This window comes from Halalkalibacter sp. HAAS-P014, assembly GCF_056619965.1.
Genome location: NZ_JBWQTV010000002.1, coordinates 54,069 through 70,076, shown reverse-complemented (window position 1 = coordinate 70,076; position 16,008 = coordinate 54,069). Strand labels below are relative to the sequence as shown.

Here is a 16,008-nt window from a genome sequence, read left to right as displayed (position 1 = left end):
AGATAATCTACCAGTAATAATTATGCTAAAGACTCTCTCGCTACCACTATTGTCTCTTCAACATCTTTCCAATCCCCTTTTCAATCATCTCTAAATAGTTACGATCCTTTGATGCGACAAATGTAAAAGCATGCCCAGTATCCCCAGCACGACCAGTACGGCCAATACGGTGAATATAGCTTTCAACATCATGAGGAATATCATAATTAAATACGTGAGTAACCCCTTCAACATCGAGCCCTCGTGCAGCAACATCCGTTGCCACTAAATATTGAATTCGGCATTCTCTGAATAATTGCATCACATTTTCTCGTTTTGCTTGCGAGAGGTCTCCGTGAAGTTCATCTACGAGATACCCCTTCGACCGTAATTGTTCTGTTAATTTACTCGCACGGCGTTTCGTACGACAGAAAATAATCGCTAAAAATGGTTGCTCCTTTTTCATCACTGCTCTTAGTGCCTCTTGTTTTTTACGATCGGTTGTTTCTATTACAATTTGGGTAATATTTTCAACGGTCATCTCTCTATTCTTAATTTCGAGTATTTCAGGAAGTCGCATGTATTGTTTTGCTAACGTACCAATATCGTCTGGCATCGTTGCTGAAAATAACAAGGTTTGTCTAGTGGTGGGTGTTTGTTCAATCACTTTTTTAACCTCTTCTAAAAATCCCATATGTAGCATTTGATCGGCTTCATCTAAAATGAGTAATGATACCGTACTTAGATCAACTGTCTCTCGACGAACATGATCAAGCAACCTCCCTGGGGTTGCTACAATGATATGAATCTCTCCTTTTAACTTATGCAACTGCTGCTCTACGTCCTGCCCTCCATATACGGCAAGGACATGAACATCCGGAAGGTGAGCCGTTACCTTTTTTGCTTCTGTCGTAATTTGCAAGGCAAGTTCTCTCGTGGGAGCAACAATTAATGATTGAAGTCCTTTTGTTTGATCAACTCTGTCAATCATCGGCAGGAGGAAAGCAAATGTTTTACCTGTGCCTGTTTGAGCTTTTGCAATTAAATCACGACCTGATGTCACAATAGGAATTGCCCTTTCTTGAATAGGGGTTGGCTTCTCAAATCCGAACTCTTTTACAATTGATACTACTTTTTCACTAAAACCAAATGATTGAAACCCTTTCATATGTACAACCTACCTTCCACCTAATATGAAGAAACCTTCGTAAAAATAAGAGGTTTACTCTTGCATCTTTTTTCATCCTAACAAAATGAAAGATAAGATTCGAGCAAACCTCTTTTTTCATGCTTACGTTCCTGAAGACACAGGAATAGAATCGTCACTATCTGTTCTTTTATTTTTTCCAAATAAGATGGCTCGATCACGATACATCAGAGCACTTGCGAGAAGACAAGCTGCTAGATCAGAAATCGGAAAAGCCAACCAAACTCCATACACCCCAATAAAGTGGGGCAAAATTAATACAAGTGGGATTAAGAAAATTAATTGTCTTGATAGTGATAAAATTAAAGCCTGCCTCGTTTTTCCTAAAGCTTGATACAACCCACCTCCAATAACTTGCACTCCAATTAAGAAAACCGCAGCAAACATAATACGTAAATAGTCAACACCAGCAGAAATAACCTCTGGATCAGACGTGAAAATCATCATAAACCATTGTGGTACCGACATGACAAGAATAAATACGAAAACAGAAATCATAATGGTTACTTTTAATCCAAGAATGACAGTTTCACGCAATCGATCAAAATTCCCGGCACCATAGTTATAACCAACAATCGGCTGCATTCCTTGCATCACACCCATCATAGGCATGAGAGTGAACATAATGATTCGTTGAATGATCCCAAAGACCCCTACATGAAGATCACCGCCAAAGCGAATCAGCATCGAATTAATCGCAATCATCATGATGCTACCAGCAGCTTGTTGGACAAATGCTGGCAACCCAACAGCAAACACTTCTTTAACAATCGCAAATTTTAGTTTTAAATCAGCAAAGCGAAGCTCTAATGAACTTTTTCCTGTTAAAAAGTAATGTAAGATAACAATCGTTACAGAAGCTTGAGAAATAACAGTCGCAATCGCAGCACCTTGAACACCCATGTTTAAACCAAATATAAAAATGGGATCAAGAATGATGTTTAACACTGCCGGAATAATCATCGTCATCATGGCAAACTTAGCATTACCTTCAGATCGAATGATATTGTTTGTTGCAAATGCAAAAGAAAAGAAAAACGTTCCTAACATGATGGGGAACATATAATCGAAGGAATATCCTAAAATCTGTGGTGTTGCCCCGAACAAAATAAGAATGGGTTCGAGTATTGTGAAGCCGGCAACCATTGATAACACACTGATAACCATAATAACAGTTAATATATTACCAAAAACTTGATTAGCGTCTTTTTCTCTTCGCTCGCCAAGTCTTCTTGAGATAACGGATGCCCCACCAATTCCCATAGCAGCTGAAACAGCCATCATAATCATCATAATGGGAAATGCTATGGTCACTCCTGCAACTGCGTCAATTCCCACTGCATAAGAGATAAAAATTGTATCAACAACATTGTATAAAGCCATAACAAACATCCCTATCATTGCAGGGATGGATAAACTTTTCAAAAGCTTCGGAATCGGTTCGGTACCGAGTCTCTCGCTTTGCATTTTTTGATTCATATAATATGACCCAACTTTCCATTTATCTGTAGTACTTTTCGATTTTTTTTAAACAAGTGACGAAGAATAGTTTCTCATCCTCAGAAAAATTCGCTACTAACTTTGCATCCATTTTGCTCGTTTCTCTCCAAAGGGCTTCTTCAATCTCTTTGCCTTTATCCGTTAAATGGATTACTTTTGAACGCCTATCAAGATCGCTCTCTTTTTTTATAATTAAGCCATTCTTCAACATCGATTCAACTATACCATTCATCGTCGATGCCTTAATGTACAAGCGTTTTTGAAGGTCTAACTGTAGCATTTCATCGTATTCACATAATAAATATAGTACTTTAAACTGGGCACTTGTGACTCCATATTCAGCTAATTTCTTGTTTAATTGATTTTGCATGAAGTGGGCTACTACTCCAATTTGATACCCAATGTGCTCCTCTAGATTCCTTCTCATTACTTAGCCCCCTAACTATTCCACTAAAGTAATATACACTTATTTCCCCTTACAATCAATCATTTATTTCGGTTACCTAAATAGTTACATAGTTTTTTACTATTTAAGATAAAAAAACAAACAAATCCTATACACCCTTGCCCAAATTACTTCATATATTACTCTATGCATCGGTTTATTCCCGACGAAAGGAGTCAATAAGATGGAACTAACTGCCCCTCATTGGATCTATTTGATTGGGACGCTTATTATTATATTAACAATGCTTTTTAGACAAAATGTCGTTGTTCCAGCTGTTCTGATGACGTTTTTAGTTGGCTGGGTTTATACAGGTTCATTTTCAATTGGTTTACAATCGATTTTTCAGGCTAGTTTAACTGCTGCCGGAGAGCTATTTAATATTTTTCTCATCATCGCCATTATGACAGCACTGCTTCATTCACTAAAAGCTATTGGTGCAGATGAACAGATGATTACACCCTTTCAACGGGTCATGAAAAATGGTCATATCTCTTTTTGGGTTATTGTTGTTGTAACATATGCCATCTCAATCTTTTTCTGGCCAACACCAGCTGTACCTTTAATAGGTGCGTTACTTATTCCGGTTGCAATCTATGCTGGTTTACCTCCAATTGGTGCAGCGATTGCGATTTCACTTGCTGGTCAAGGCATGGCACTATCTGCAGACTATATGATCAAAATTGCACCGATGTTAAATGCAACGTCTGCTGGTATTGATGTTGGCCCAGTAGCAGATCGAGCTCTCGTATTATCACTCATTACAGGAATTGTCGCATTAACATATGCTTATTTTTCGATTAGGAAATCAATACAAAAACCTTCTCGAGAACACATAATTACTTGGGAAAGAAATAGCAGTACGAAATTTGAGGAAGAGACAATCACACCGAAACAGTCGAAAAAACAACGAATTTTCTTTGCATTATTTGTACCACTTACCTTTTTGATTATCGTTGTTTATATGGTCCTTTCGATGTTTAGCAATACAATCCCAGATATGGAAGGTGGCGCTGGCGCTGCACTGATTGGGGGGACTGCTGTTCTTTTATTAATAGCAGCATCAAGCTTTTATAACGTAAAAAAATCTCTTTCTAATGTTAGCGATTTTTTAGTGAAAGGGTTCGTTTTTGCCTTTAAAGCAATGGGACCTGTTATCCCAATAGCAGGATTCTTTTTCATCGGGAGTAGTGAATTTTCAGCTAAGATTTTCGGAACAGAGTCAGATCAAGCACCCTCCTTATTATTTGACCTCGTTCAATCAGGCCAGCAAATCATACCTGAGAGCACCATTTTTGCTGCATTTGGTATTTTACTAATTGGGATGATTACTGGGCTAGATGGGTCAGGCTTCTCCGGCTTACCATTGGTAGGAGCACTTTCAGGGGCTCTTGGAGGAACAGTCGGCATTGACGTCGCTACACTTGCTGCAATCGGGCAGATGGGGTCGATTTGGGTAGGTGGCGGTACATTGATCGCTTGGTCCTCACTCGTTGCAGTAGCCGGATTTGCTAAGGTTCCTGTCATGGAACTTGTTCGCAAAAGTTTCATTCCCGTCATGCTTGGCCTTGTTGTCTCGACAGTTTCAGCTATATTCTTGTTTTAGAATATATAATCGAAGTAACTGAAAGCAGTTGAGAATTTAATCTCAACTGCTTTCAATAATGGCTTTTACTCGACCAACTTGACCATCCTGTAAGCGAACTTTAATGCCGTGTGGATGATTGGCTGATTTTGTTAAAAGGTCTTTCACAATTCCTCTTGTTGTCTTTCCTGTTCGTTGATCTTGCTTTAAAACAATATCAACTTCGATTCCAGGTTGAATGTTTTTCCGTTCTTGTCCTGATTTTGTCATGGGAAACTCCTTACTACATAGGTTTGATTAAATTTATATACTATTATATCACGTCGCCAGCTTAGAGATTCGCAAATATTAATTGAGGGGCAATTTCATCACACATAAACGAATGCCTCTATCTTTTTTGTCGAACTTTTTGTACGATTAAAATAACTTAATTAATTAAAGGAAGTGCTAACATGAAATTAATTTCCCTATGCCCGAGTAATACCGAGTTGCTAGGTTACTTAGGCTTAACTTCATCACTACTAGGGGTTGATGACTACTCAGATTGGCCCGAGGAAGTTAATACATTACCAAGATTAGGTCCAGATTTACACATCGATATGGACAAAGTTGAAACATTACAACCTGATTTAGTATTAGCCTCACTCACTGTCCCTGGGATGGAACGAAATATTGACGAGTTAAAGAAAAGGAACATCCCTTATGTGATTGTCCCTAATCCCAAGACACTAACAGAAGTTGGCGAAAGCTTATTATTTGTTGGAAAGGCAACCAATACATATGAAAGAGCGGAAAAACTATTTGAAAAATATACGAACATTCTTGAACAATATCGTTTGTTAAGCAGTCAAATAGAAATGCGTAAGACACTCTATTGGGAATGGTGGGCTAAACCCATTTTCACTCCTGGAGCAAATAATTGGTTAACAGAGATAAGTAGCTTAGCCGGATGTAGGAATCTATTTGAAGACCGAGATGAGGCAAGTGTGCAAACAGAATGGGAGGAAATCATCCATAGAAATCCAGATGTTATTTGTATGGTTTGGGTAGGAGTACAGAAAGACAGAGTGAATCCAAAGGTTCTCTTAAAACGCTCAGGAGCAGCCGACCTTGAAGCGATCAAGAACAATCAATTATATGTTTTGGAAGAACCTCTATTTTGCAGACCTTCCCCAAAACTGTTAGTTGGGTTAAGTAAAATTGCGAGTATTATTCATCCTACTGTATTTCCTGAATTTAATGATGTTCATGATCCTTTATTAGATGATGAATAATAGGATTGTAATACTTTTACTTCTTATCAAATAGATATAACAACTCTACCTGTATAGAGAAACTAAAAAAGTGACTCAATTGGTGGTGACCACTCTAACTTTAGAGGGCAGTACCTAAACGGAGTCACTTTTCCAATAGTTAAATACTTTTATCTTCAAACAACCCTTCTACTTGCTTTAATAGCCGATACATCTTTTGATACGCATTGTCCCCATCGCGATCACATATAGCTTCCATTACTGCTTTATGTTTCAACAACACTTCTTCTGTATTGCCGTTTGTTTTTTCCTTATGAGCCTTGAAGGTAATATGCCGGCTCTGGAGCAGTGCATTATGTAAAGTTTTAACTAAGCTAATCATTAATTCATTATGAGAGGCTAAAATTATACTATTATGAAATTTAGAATCAGCCCTAGCCCACTCTTCCTCACTGCCTACGGATCGTTCGAGTTCTTCATAAGTACCTTGTATTTTTTTTATATCTTCATCATTTGCATTTTTTGCTGCTAATTGAACGGCTGCTGGTTCGATCGCTTGGCGAATTTCCGTTAACTGTACTAAAAATTCCTGGCTATTATTAGATTGCGATGCCCATAATAATACATCTTGATCCCACCATTGCCAGTCAGTCCTTTGTTTCACGACTGTTCCAACCCTTGTAGAGGATTCCACTAATCTTCTAGCTGTTAATCCTTTGAGTACCTCTCTAACAACAGTGCGACTCACACCCTTCTGTTCGCTTAGCACTTCCACTTTTGGCAACACTTCACCAGGTAATAGATCTCCATTAATAATTTGCCTTCCTAATTCATGTAGTAATTGTCCACTTAAATTCTGCATGGTTGTCTCCTTCCCAACAAACGTATTTCAATTTAACTATCTATTTCGTAGATTAAATGTAAATAAATTTGGTACCTTATCCGTTATCAACCCTTTTACCTTCACTTTTAAATACAAGCTATTTGTAGAAGAATTCTGTTTCAATACTTATAGATAAATAATAATATTAGATTATTATTTGTTTTTTGTCAAATCTCAAAAAACTTTTTCTACGTTCAATCACTAGGACATCATAGATTTGAGCTCTATGATCCTCGCCTAGAAATGTACATTAGGAGCAGAAGGATACACTGTACAATGGGAGCCAAAAGAGAAAGTAGTTTTTTGTTGAACTCATCTTGTCGCAATTTGGTTAAGCTTTAAAAACTCACCTAAATAAGTCTAGAATATAAAGAAATCACATCTAAAAGAAGGTCAAATTTCTGTAACCAACTCTTATCGAATTTACGAAAAACAAAGACTCTTCTTTTTCATTAACGTCAAACAGTCTACCAGTTCACTGTCATATTCAACATGATAAGTAGATTAATAATCCCCATCTAAAATAGATGGGGATTATTGAACGTTTACTTATAACCCTACTCATTCGAGAATAAGTGAACCTTTACTATATTTTAATTGTTTTTTCAACTGTTCAACTAGTAATGGTAACTTTTCCACCTTTGATGCAGCACCATAAATATAAAAGTCTGGACGATTAATAATGACTTCCATATTCTCATCTTTAAAATATTGTGCATACGTACCTTCAACATCAAGGTAAACGTTTTCATTTTCTTGTTTATTTGAAACATGAATAAAATGAGCTCCTATTTGGTTAAGGAAAGTTAGTTGTTCTTCATTAAGTACCGTTCGTGGATCAACTTTGTTGCTAACAATCGTCCATCCTATACCAACCAAGTCATCCAATAAGCCTATATTGCCCTGATACTTGACAATTCCTTGTAACGATAATCTCCCAGTTAAATGATGATGACTTTTTCCAACATTATCAAGGATTCCATTTGTTACATGTGGTAACGGAGGAAACGGTTTTATATTGCCTTTTAGGAAGTTTTCATCTCGTTTAGCCGCTTCATCCGGATCAGTGATACAAATTACTTTTCCTAACTGAGTCGCCATGTCGATATAACCTTGAATATTAGGATTTCTTTCTTCCGTATAAATATCTAATAGTTTCTCATCTACTACATTTCGAAGAACTAGATCAAGTTTCCACGCTAGATTCCATGCATCCCTTAATCCCGATCCCATCCCTTGACCTAAGAAAGGGGGGGTTAAATGAGCAGCATCACCAGCAATCATCACTCTTCCTTTTCGCCAGGTCTCAGCCCATGCACCTCGGAAAGTATAAACTGCATGACGGACCAATTCACAATTTTCTTTATTATAGCCCCATGGTTCTAATAATTCCCAAGTTGTTTCTTCTGTGTTTAATTCTTCAATGGTTTCACCTGGCATAGCCATAAATTCCCAACGTCTTCTTCCCGGTCCACCTGGTACGATCGTAGTTGGTCGTTTAGGATCACACAATTGCCAAAAAGACGGGCTGAACTTTTTATGTTCATTTGGGATAATATCAACAACTAGCCATGTATAGGCAAAGCCTAAATCATGAAAGTCCGTTCCAAGGCATTTTCTCACAAAACTATTTGCCCCATCGCAACCAATAACATAGGAAGATGAAAAGCCTTTTAATTTACCTTCTTGATTTCGTACTACAACTTCAACAGATTGTTCCTTCTCAGTCAAATCCACAGCTTCATAACCTCTTACTACAGTTATATTCGAATATTTGCTACAAACCTCATCAAGTAGTAACTCTAAATCTGGTTGATTAAAAAAATTATGTGTTGGCAGTCCAGATGGTCCAACCTGTGGACGTTCAATGCTTAATAAAATGTCATCATTAGCATTACGCCATTCATAATTCCCTTCAATATTCTCCGTAATTTCTTTGATTTTTTCGTTTTCATCTACAAGTCTGATCATTCTTGCAATCTCATCATCATACACAATTGCTCTAGGTAGGGGATAATGACTAGGCCAACGTTCAATTACCCCTACCCTATACCCTTTTTTTCCTAATAAAATTGCCATCATGCTACCTACTGGACCAAAGCCAACAATAGTTACATCAAAGTCTAGTTTCATAGAATTCACCACTTTCAATTATTTGGTTAGTGAATAAATTTATTTTTTGATGATATCTTTGTTGAGATTTTTTGCAAGTTCAACAAAAAAGGGAAGTGAATCTGGGTTACTCATCGAATCACGATTAATAACTTCCTCCAACGGTTTTCCAAGTAACAGTTTGCGTATAGGCACTTCCATCTTTTTACCATTTAATGTTTTCGGTATTTGATTTACTTGGAAAATTTCATCAGGAACATGACGTGGTGTAGCGCTCTTTTTCACTTTATTTTTTAGATTGTTTACGAGCTGACTTGTTAATTCATAACCTTCCTTTAGAACGATAAACATCGGCATATACGAATTTCTTCCTAAATACTCTAAATCGACAACCAACGTTTCTAGTACTTCCTCACAAGATTCAACAGCTCGATAGATTTCGCTTGTTCCCATTCTTACTCCATTTCTATTAATGGTTGAGTCAGACCTCCCATAGATAACACAGCCTCCACGCTCATTTACGCTAATCCAATCACCGTGGCACCAAATTCCTGGATAGGTCTCAAAGTAAGATTCGTTGTACCTCTTACCCTCTCTATCACCCCAAAAATAAAGTGGCATCGAAGGCATTGGTTCTGTAATGACTAATTCTCCCACTTCGTTGTTCAAAGAATTTCCTTCTTCATCAAAAGAACGGGCATTTACTCCTAACCCTCTACATTGTAATTCTCCCATATACATCGGTATTAGTGGTGAGCTTATAATGAAAGCTGTACACACATCTGTACCGCCACTCGAATTAATTAACCAAATATCTTCACCTAATTGATCATATACCCACAAAAATCCATCTGTTGATAAAGGAGAACCTGTGCAGGCAATTGACTTTAAGTTGGAAAGGTTATATTTTTCTGGTTGGATGCCTACTTTCATGGAATAATGAATGAAACCAGACCCCACTCCAAAGAATGTCATTTTCGTTTTTTCACAGATTTTCCAAAGAGCGTCTTTCGTCGGATAGGTTGGGCTTCCATCATACAAAATGGTTGTAGCACCAGTAAGCAAAGACCCTACTGTTATATTCCAAACCATCCAACTCGTTGATGTGTGAAAGAAAAATCGATCATTAGCTGATATATCCTTGTGCAAATGAAACACTTTCAAATGTTCCAATAAAATCCCACCATGCCCTTGAACAATGGCTTTTGGGTGGCCACTAGTTCCAGAAGAGTACAAAATCCATAACGGATGGTCAAAAGATACTTGCTCGTAGGTTAGTTCCTTCTCTACTGATTCTATATCATTCCACTTTATAGCACTTTTAAATTCTTTACTCGATTCATTTTCAATATTTGAAACGACAACTGTTTTCTTTAATGTTGGTAGTTTCTCTTGTAAATTATAAATCTCATCCTCTATATCATGAACTTTCCCGTTAAATTGATACCCATCTACGGTAAAAAGTATACTAGGTTCGATTTGTTGGAAACGTGCAACCACACTCGAACTTCCAAAATCAGGACTCACACATGACCAAATCGCACCCACACTCGAACAAGCCAAGAAAGCTACGATTGTTTCCGGAATATTAGGCATATAGGCAACGACACGATCACCTTTTTTGATTCCTTGTTTTCGTAAAAAGTCAGCCACTGCTGCTGTTTGTTCATATAATTCTTTCCAACTAATTTCTTCCGTTACTGTTGTCTTTTCGTTTAAGAATAATAGTGCCGGATTTTCCGTTTGAGCATTGCGAAAAATATGTTCAGCGTAGTTTAACCGTGCACCAGGAAACCAAGTAGTACCTGGCATATTTTTATTTTCTATAACATTTGTATAGGGTGTGCTTGATTGGACATTAAAATAATCCCAAATAGAGCTCCAAAACTCTTCTAAATGGTCTACTGACCATTGCCACAGCGATGAATAATCTTCTAACCCCAATTGTTTCGATTCATTTAACCAGTTCTTATATAAAGCCATATTAGACTTAGTTAACATTTGTTCTGAAGGTTGCCAAAGAGGTTTATCTTCATGAATATCTTTCATTATATCTCCTCCCGTTATTTAATAAGTAGTTAAAGCAGTTTACTTGTAACCTTTCGTTTTCTCAACTTCTGTCCGGAAATCAGTATATTGTAAATTTAGAGCTTTCCTAAGTCCTTCGCAAATTCTGTCTCCCATGAACTTAAAACTTCCCATTGTTTCGGTTTTTGTGGCATATCTTTATGCCAAGGACGTGGTTCAAAGATGCCTATTTCTGGAATATAGACATCCATATCAATATACAATTCAACTACATTTTCATCTGGATCATAATGATATGTTGCAATATTATGTCCAGCTGTATGGCGAGAAGGGCCCCATAAAATAGGAAATCCTTTTTGTGACAATAAGTCCGAACTTGCATATTGATGACTCGCATCTTTTAATTGGAACGCTATATGGTGTAGTTTTGTTCGATTAGATTGCACGATATTTATAACATGGTGGTCGGAATTACAAGTTAAGAAGTTTGCTACCTCAGGACCAATCACATCCGTAAAGTAAAATCCCAATCCCTCTTTGTAGAATTGAATGGTTTTTTTATAGTTTTGAGCTTCAAAAGCTACATGGCCCAATTTAAAAGGAATAATTCCTGTTTCTCCAAAACCGATAGTAGATTGCTCCATTTTGTTATATAATTGAATCGTATTTCCAGCAGGATCTTTGAGTTCTAATAATTCAGATAACCCTGGTTTTGAGTCATGCTTCATTTCTGATATAATCCCCTGATTTTTCAATAATCCCTGTGCTTCTTCTAGAGTGATCTGACCATCCAATTGAAACCCATAACTGTGTGCTCCATTTTCATTAGATGATGTAATAATGATATTATGATGATCTAAGCCATTACTTAAATAACTCTTCTCATTGACTTCTTCAACAAGTTGGTACCCCATGATTTGAGTATAATACTCCTTCATTCTTTCTGGATCTTTCGAGGCAAATTCCGTAAAACCTAATCTAAATGCTTTAACTTTTGACAAATGAATCATCCCCTAACATTGTTTATAGAATTAAGTCAACCTTCGTCAGTAAGCGTTTTCAACATACCCCCAAAATAATTAATAATATTTAATTATTATATTATTGATTCAACAGCGCATTGTCAACTGATTATTCAAAAAAATCCGAAAATAAAGTTAGGTATTCCATCTAAAGCATTCCTTTAGTGCAACAAAACCTAACTCTGTTGTTGTGGTAAATGAGGTCATTTGTCGTACAAAAAAGGATAGGCAAAGCAGTTATTCTCACTGCTCTCCTATCCTTCTTCTTTTACCCTTTTAAATGTGTAACATTTTATAAATAAACTACAATATAAAAGGTTTTAATCATTTACTTGACTTTTAATAAAATTTTTAAAAGTGGGGTTTCTTTTTTGACTTCACTTTTCTCTATAGTAGGCTTAGGCTTCAAGTTATAATTACACTTTTAAATCAATTCATTTGTATTAGTTTACTGTCATGTAGTAGAGGATCAATATTGAAAGGCCTTTTTAAACTATCGTTGTCTTTAAAAGAATGATTCCACTGAACTGTAACTTTTTTCACTTTTAAAAGTTCATCGTAATGATCAATATTTAAATAAAGCGACTTTTGATTATTGAAAAATACAACTATGCATACAGCCTCAAAATCTAGAATTCCAGCCATTATAGAAACGTTGTAATAACCTTGACAAGGTAACAAATAATAGTTATCTATCTCGATCTGTACCATTCTATTGGCGTAGACTTGCTTTAAAACACCATCTGTTTTATAGTGTTCTCCTAAAAATCCAGGTATCTCTTCAACAGTCCCTTTCCTTATTAATTCGCGAATTTGACTAGATCCGATTTTTTGACGATTGTGTTCACATTTTTGAACTGTCGTTACATCAAATCGTCCTTGACTATCTTCTACCAATGTAGACATATTTCCTTGACCTAGATTGCCGTATGAAAAATCAAAGCCTGCGACCACATGTTGGCCATTTAATTTACATAAATATTGGTTTACAAATGATGCACGTGATAAATTAGCAAAGTTTCTATCAAATTTGATAACGTACAACAAATCCACACCTAATTCTTCAAATTTTCTTTTTTTCACTGGTAGTGGAGTTATAAATTGTTTGATCACCTTCTCAGGTTTCACAATTTCACTTGGGTGTGGGGTGAATGTCATCACAGCTAATTTTATCTTTTTTTCCTTTGCTATAGTCTTCGCTTTCTTAATAATTTGTTGATGTCCCAAATGGACACCATCAAAGAATCCTAAAGCTATGACACAAGGTTCATAGTTAAATAGTTTCGAGTAAATCATTTCGTCTGTAATATAACGTACGTGCAACTTACTCACTCCTAACTGTGCTGCTCCTTAACTAATCTGATAGTATTTACCGGAGAAATAAGTTAATGGTTTGACCTCTTCTTCTAATTTAATATCGCGTACTTTACCAACAAATAGAGTATGATCTCCTTCTACATGAGTATTATGAAGCTCACAAGCAATATTGGCTATTGCTCCCTCTATTACAGGTAAGTCATTGAGCGAATTGAAAGAAATATCACGTTGTTCTTTAATCTGGCCAGCAAAGTACATTGACATGTCTTCCTGTTCACTTGACAACAAACTGACTGCGAAAGTCCCTGATTGCTGAATTAATTCTTTCATTGTTGCATTGTTTGCAACCGAAATTAAAATCAGTTTAGGGCTGAGAGAGACAGACATAAATGCATTGGCTGTCATACCATGAATTTTACCATTAATTTCAGTTGTAATAACAGTAACACCAGTTGCAAATTTCCCCATTGCTGTTTTAAATGTACGATCTTCCATCCTCATAACTTCCTTTCCAAACGATTTTAACCTAAAGTGAGTGTTTCAAAACCAAATAATGATTTGCCATATGCATCTACTGAATCTTCATATAGAGATGTCTTATGAGTCGCCGCTGATAAAAGATCTCTGACAAATAATTCAACAGTATCCCCTTTACCAATCGCTGCTCCTCCAAGTGTAAGGAGTACTTTCACTGCGATATCGGTCGATGTTTGAACAATTTTCGCTCTCATTGCACATAACTCTTCTATCCAAGCCTTTTCATTTTTGTGATTTTCCAATAGGGTAATATATTGATTCAATAATCCTTCAGCTTCCAAATATTTCACTCTTAATTCTGCTAGTACTCTTTGACTACGTGGCGACTCCATCTCTTGATCTCCATCAATCCGAACTCTACTTTTTGTACGTACTTTAAATTCTTCTAATAGCCGTTCAGCTCCACCAAGCGCTACACTTGGAAATCCGATATAAAAAGCTGAGAAAAATGGAACATCATAGTAAGGATAATCCTGATCGTAACTTTCTTCCTCTGGTGGTCTGCCAGATTCATTGATAACATTTAGTCGTACAATTCTTTCCAATGGAACAAAGACATCTTCAGCAATCACTTGGTTACTTCCAGTAGCTCTAAGTCCCATCGTATTCCAATTCTTAACAACTTCCACTTCAGAAACCGGAACCATAAACATACAAAACTCTGGTTGCTTACTATCTGGTAGTTCCATCATGACCCCTAATCCAACCCAATCACTATAAAGAATTCCACTAGCAAAGTTATAAACCCCTGAAATACGGTAACCACCCTCATCCGGAACAACTGTCCCTACAGGTGCAAAAACATCAGAAATTAATCCACCTTGACTAATAATCTCTTCTCTCCCCTTTGCTGGTAGATATGAAGGTAGTGTATTATGAAGTGGATAAAGGTATGTTAACCAAGCAGCGGAAATATTGTGTTTGGCAACTGTACGAATGATTTGTGAGAACCCTCTTATATCTACTTGTGGTCCACCATATCTTTTTGGAAGGAGTAATTTAGTGATTTTGGTTTCCTTCATTGCTTCAATTACTTTTTCAGATAACGTTGCATTAATGTCTGCTTCCTGTGCTTCCTTAGCAGCTAACTCTCCTACTTTTTTAGCTCCGGCTAACAATTCCTGAAGTGTCATTTTATTTTCTTTCACCATATTTTTCTCCATTCTTCTACACCTCTTTCACAATATTAAGAATATTACTAAAAAAATGGCAGACATGTAGCATACCCGTGGACATATGCCTTCTATATTACGATTATTTATGAATTCAATCTTACATATCCCCACTAATAAACTGACGTAGCATATTTATAAAACGATCTCTTTTTTCAATCTGGATCCAATGGCCACACCCTTTAAACAAATGCACTTCGGCATTAGGTAAATGCTGTAATAAAGAAAGACTACTCTCTTTTGATACAAAACGATCTTCAAAGCCATGCAGTAGTAAGAATGGATGGTCCATGCGCTTTAAAGCCGATGGAGGAATAATTCCTTCTCCAGGTGCAGTTGGAAACATATTACTAAGATATGACTTCCTAACCTCCGGGCGCATAATCGTTTCATAGCGTTCTTGTAATACTGATTCCAATTGATCTCCGAGAGCTCTTTCATCGTAAACAAACCAATTCGTCAGATTTCTAAGTGCATTGAGTGTTGGATTTCGATAGAACCCAACCATTCGACCAATTTCAGGTGTTGGAACAGTCTCACCACCAGCACTCCCCATTAGGAGGACTTTCTTAAAACGCTCAGGTGCAGCCATAATTAAGTTAAGTGATACATATCCCCCCATTGAGTTTCCAACTAAATTCACCTTTTCAACCCCAAGATAATCGATTAATTCTAGCACTTGTTCTACTCTTCGATTTGTCCATTCCCAAAAACTATTCGGAGGGACTTCAGGGTGCTGTGTATTACCAAACCCAAACATATCCGGAGCAACAACATGAAAATTATTAGTTAAGGCTGGGAGAATATTTTTCCAATTTGACTCTGATGTTGCCCCAGGTCCAGATCCATGTAGGAATAACAATACTTCCGAATTCGTTTCTCCTCCTTCGCAATAGAACGTTTCATAACTGCCAGTATTTTTTGTCTTTGTTTCATAACCACTCATCTTAATCTCTCCTTTTTAATTC

At 36.8% G+C, this 16,008-nt stretch carries 13 protein-coding genes and 1 pseudogene; 2 read left to right on the top strand and 12 right to left on the bottom strand.

All coding sequences use genetic code 11. The features are described from left to right. Positions 1-49: 49 nt before the first annotated feature. From AC1FXZ_RS01055 to AC1FXZ_RS01045, 3 genes and pseudogenes are all read right to left on the bottom strand, one after another. Positions 50-1,147 (bottom strand): annotated as a pseudogene (locus AC1FXZ_RS01055) (DEAD/DEAH box helicase); the annotation flags it as partial. Positions 1,148-1,270: 123 nt separating this feature from the next. Beyond that, positions 1,271-2,665 carry an MATE family efflux transporter gene (locus AC1FXZ_RS01050; RefSeq protein WP_480050147.1) on the bottom strand — a complete coding sequence of 465 codons (1,395 nt, stop codon included), beginning with the start codon at positions 2,663-2,665 and terminating at the stop codon, positions 1,271-1,273. Positions 2,666-2,687: 22 nt separating this feature from the next. Then, entirely contained in the window at positions 2,688-3,113 is a 426-nt protein-coding gene (locus tag AC1FXZ_RS01045; RefSeq protein ID WP_480050145.1) for a MarR family winged helix-turn-helix transcriptional regulator, read from the bottom strand. A gap of 202 nt (positions 3,114-3,315) precedes the next feature. Here AC1FXZ_RS01045 and AC1FXZ_RS01040 point away from each other — a divergent pair, with 202 nt between their 5' ends. Beyond that, positions 3,316-4,737 (top strand): hypothetical protein, encoded by a 1,422-nt coding sequence (locus AC1FXZ_RS01040; protein WP_480050143.1) that lies wholly within the window; start codon positions 3,316-3,318, stop codon positions 4,735-4,737. Positions 4,738-4,779: 42 nt separating this feature from the next. On the opposite strand, the gene AC1FXZ_RS01035 is transcribed toward AC1FXZ_RS01040, so the two are convergent. Beyond that, positions 4,780-4,986 carry a YwbE family protein gene (locus AC1FXZ_RS01035; protein WP_480050141.1) on the bottom strand — a complete coding sequence of 69 codons (207 nt, stop codon included), beginning with the start codon at positions 4,984-4,986 and terminating at the stop codon, positions 4,780-4,782. Positions 4,987-5,168: 182 nt separating this feature from the next. On the opposite strand from AC1FXZ_RS01035, the gene AC1FXZ_RS01030 reads away from it, so the two are divergent. Continuing rightward, positions 5,169-5,990, top strand: coding sequence for a cobalamin-binding protein (locus AC1FXZ_RS01030; RefSeq protein WP_480050139.1), 822 nt, complete (start codon positions 5,169-5,171; stop codon positions 5,988-5,990). 139 nt (positions 5,991-6,129) lie between these two features. On the opposite strand, the gene AC1FXZ_RS01025 is transcribed toward AC1FXZ_RS01030, so the two are convergent. The 8 genes from AC1FXZ_RS01025 to AC1FXZ_RS00990 form a co-directional block, all read right to left on the bottom strand. Further along, complete coding sequence (locus AC1FXZ_RS01025; RefSeq protein ID WP_480050137.1) at positions 6,130-6,831, bottom strand: FadR/GntR family transcriptional regulator; 702 nt, start codon at positions 6,829-6,831, stop codon at positions 6,130-6,132. Positions 6,832-7,413: 582 nt separating this feature from the next. Further along, positions 7,414-8,985 carry a bifunctional 3-(3-hydroxy-phenyl)propionate/3-hydroxycinnamic acid hydroxylase MhpA gene (gene mhpA, locus AC1FXZ_RS01020; protein ID WP_480050135.1) on the bottom strand — a complete coding sequence of 524 codons (1,572 nt, stop codon included), beginning with the start codon at positions 8,983-8,985 and terminating at the stop codon, positions 7,414-7,416. Positions 8,986-9,024: 39 nt separating this feature from the next. Further along, complete coding sequence (locus AC1FXZ_RS01015; RefSeq protein ID WP_480050133.1) at positions 9,025-11,013, bottom strand: acetoacetate--CoA ligase; 1,989 nt, start codon at positions 11,011-11,013, stop codon at positions 9,025-9,027. A gap of 95 nt (positions 11,014-11,108) precedes the next feature. Continuing rightward, on the bottom strand, positions 11,109-11,993 hold the full coding sequence (locus AC1FXZ_RS01010) for a VOC family protein (RefSeq protein WP_480050131.1): 885 nt from the start codon (positions 11,991-11,993) through the stop codon (positions 11,109-11,111). Between the two features lie 450 nt (positions 11,994-12,443). Then, positions 12,444-13,337: a cytidyltransferase gene (locus AC1FXZ_RS01005; protein ID WP_480050129.1), complete on the bottom strand. Its 894-nt coding sequence runs from the start codon at positions 13,335-13,337 to the stop codon at positions 12,444-12,446. Between the two features lie 27 nt (positions 13,338-13,364). Beyond that, positions 13,365-13,826 carry a flavin reductase family protein gene (locus AC1FXZ_RS01000; protein WP_480050675.1) on the bottom strand — a complete coding sequence of 154 codons (462 nt, stop codon included), beginning with the start codon at positions 13,824-13,826 and terminating at the stop codon, positions 13,365-13,367. A 26-nt stretch (positions 13,827-13,852) separates the two neighbouring features. After that, positions 13,853-15,031: an acyl-CoA dehydrogenase family protein gene (locus AC1FXZ_RS00995; protein WP_480050127.1), complete on the bottom strand. Its 1,179-nt coding sequence runs from the start codon at positions 15,029-15,031 to the stop codon at positions 13,853-13,855. Positions 15,032-15,140: 109 nt separating this feature from the next. Next, on the bottom strand, positions 15,141-15,986 hold the full coding sequence (locus tag AC1FXZ_RS00990; RefSeq protein ID WP_480050125.1) for an alpha/beta fold hydrolase: 846 nt from the start codon (positions 15,984-15,986) through the stop codon (positions 15,141-15,143). Positions 15,987-16,008 lie beyond the last annotated feature (22 nt).

Bases quoted from the DNA above. Each gene is read 5' to 3' on its own strand.
- AC1FXZ_RS01050 (WP_480050147.1), bottom strand. From the start codon at position 2,665: ATGAATCAAAAAATGCAAAGCGAGAGACTCGGTACCGAACCGATTCCG.
- AC1FXZ_RS01045 (WP_480050145.1), bottom strand. From the start codon at position 3,113: ATGAGAAGGAATCTAGAGGAGCACATTGGGTATCAAATTGGAGTAGTA.
- AC1FXZ_RS01040 (WP_480050143.1), top strand. From the start codon at position 3,316: ATGGAACTAACTGCCCCTCATTGGATCTATTTGATTGGGACGCTTATT.
- AC1FXZ_RS01035 (WP_480050141.1), bottom strand. From the start codon at position 4,986: ATGACAAAATCAGGACAAGAACGGAAAAACATTCAACCTGGAATCGAA.
- AC1FXZ_RS01030 (WP_480050139.1), top strand. From the start codon at position 5,169: ATGAAATTAATTTCCCTATGCCCGAGTAATACCGAGTTGCTAGGTTAC.
- AC1FXZ_RS01025 (WP_480050137.1), bottom strand. From the start codon at position 6,831: ATGCAGAATTTAAGTGGACAATTACTACATGAATTAGGAAGGCAAATT.
- mhpA (WP_480050135.1), bottom strand. From the start codon at position 8,985: ATGAAACTAGACTTTGATGTAACTATTGTTGGCTTTGGTCCAGTAGGT.
- AC1FXZ_RS01015 (WP_480050133.1), bottom strand. From the start codon at position 11,013: ATGAAAGATATTCATGAAGATAAACCTCTTTGGCAACCTTCAGAACAA.
- AC1FXZ_RS01000 (WP_480050675.1), bottom strand. From the start codon at position 13,826: ATGGAAGATCGTACATTTAAAACAGCAATGGGGAAATTTGCAACTGGT.
- AC1FXZ_RS00995 (WP_480050127.1), bottom strand. From the start codon at position 15,031: ATGGAGAAAAATATGGTGAAAGAAAATAAAATGACACTTCAGGAATTG.
- AC1FXZ_RS00990 (WP_480050125.1), bottom strand. From the start codon at position 15,986: ATGAGTGGTTATGAAACAAAGACAAAAAATACTGGCAGTTATGAAACG.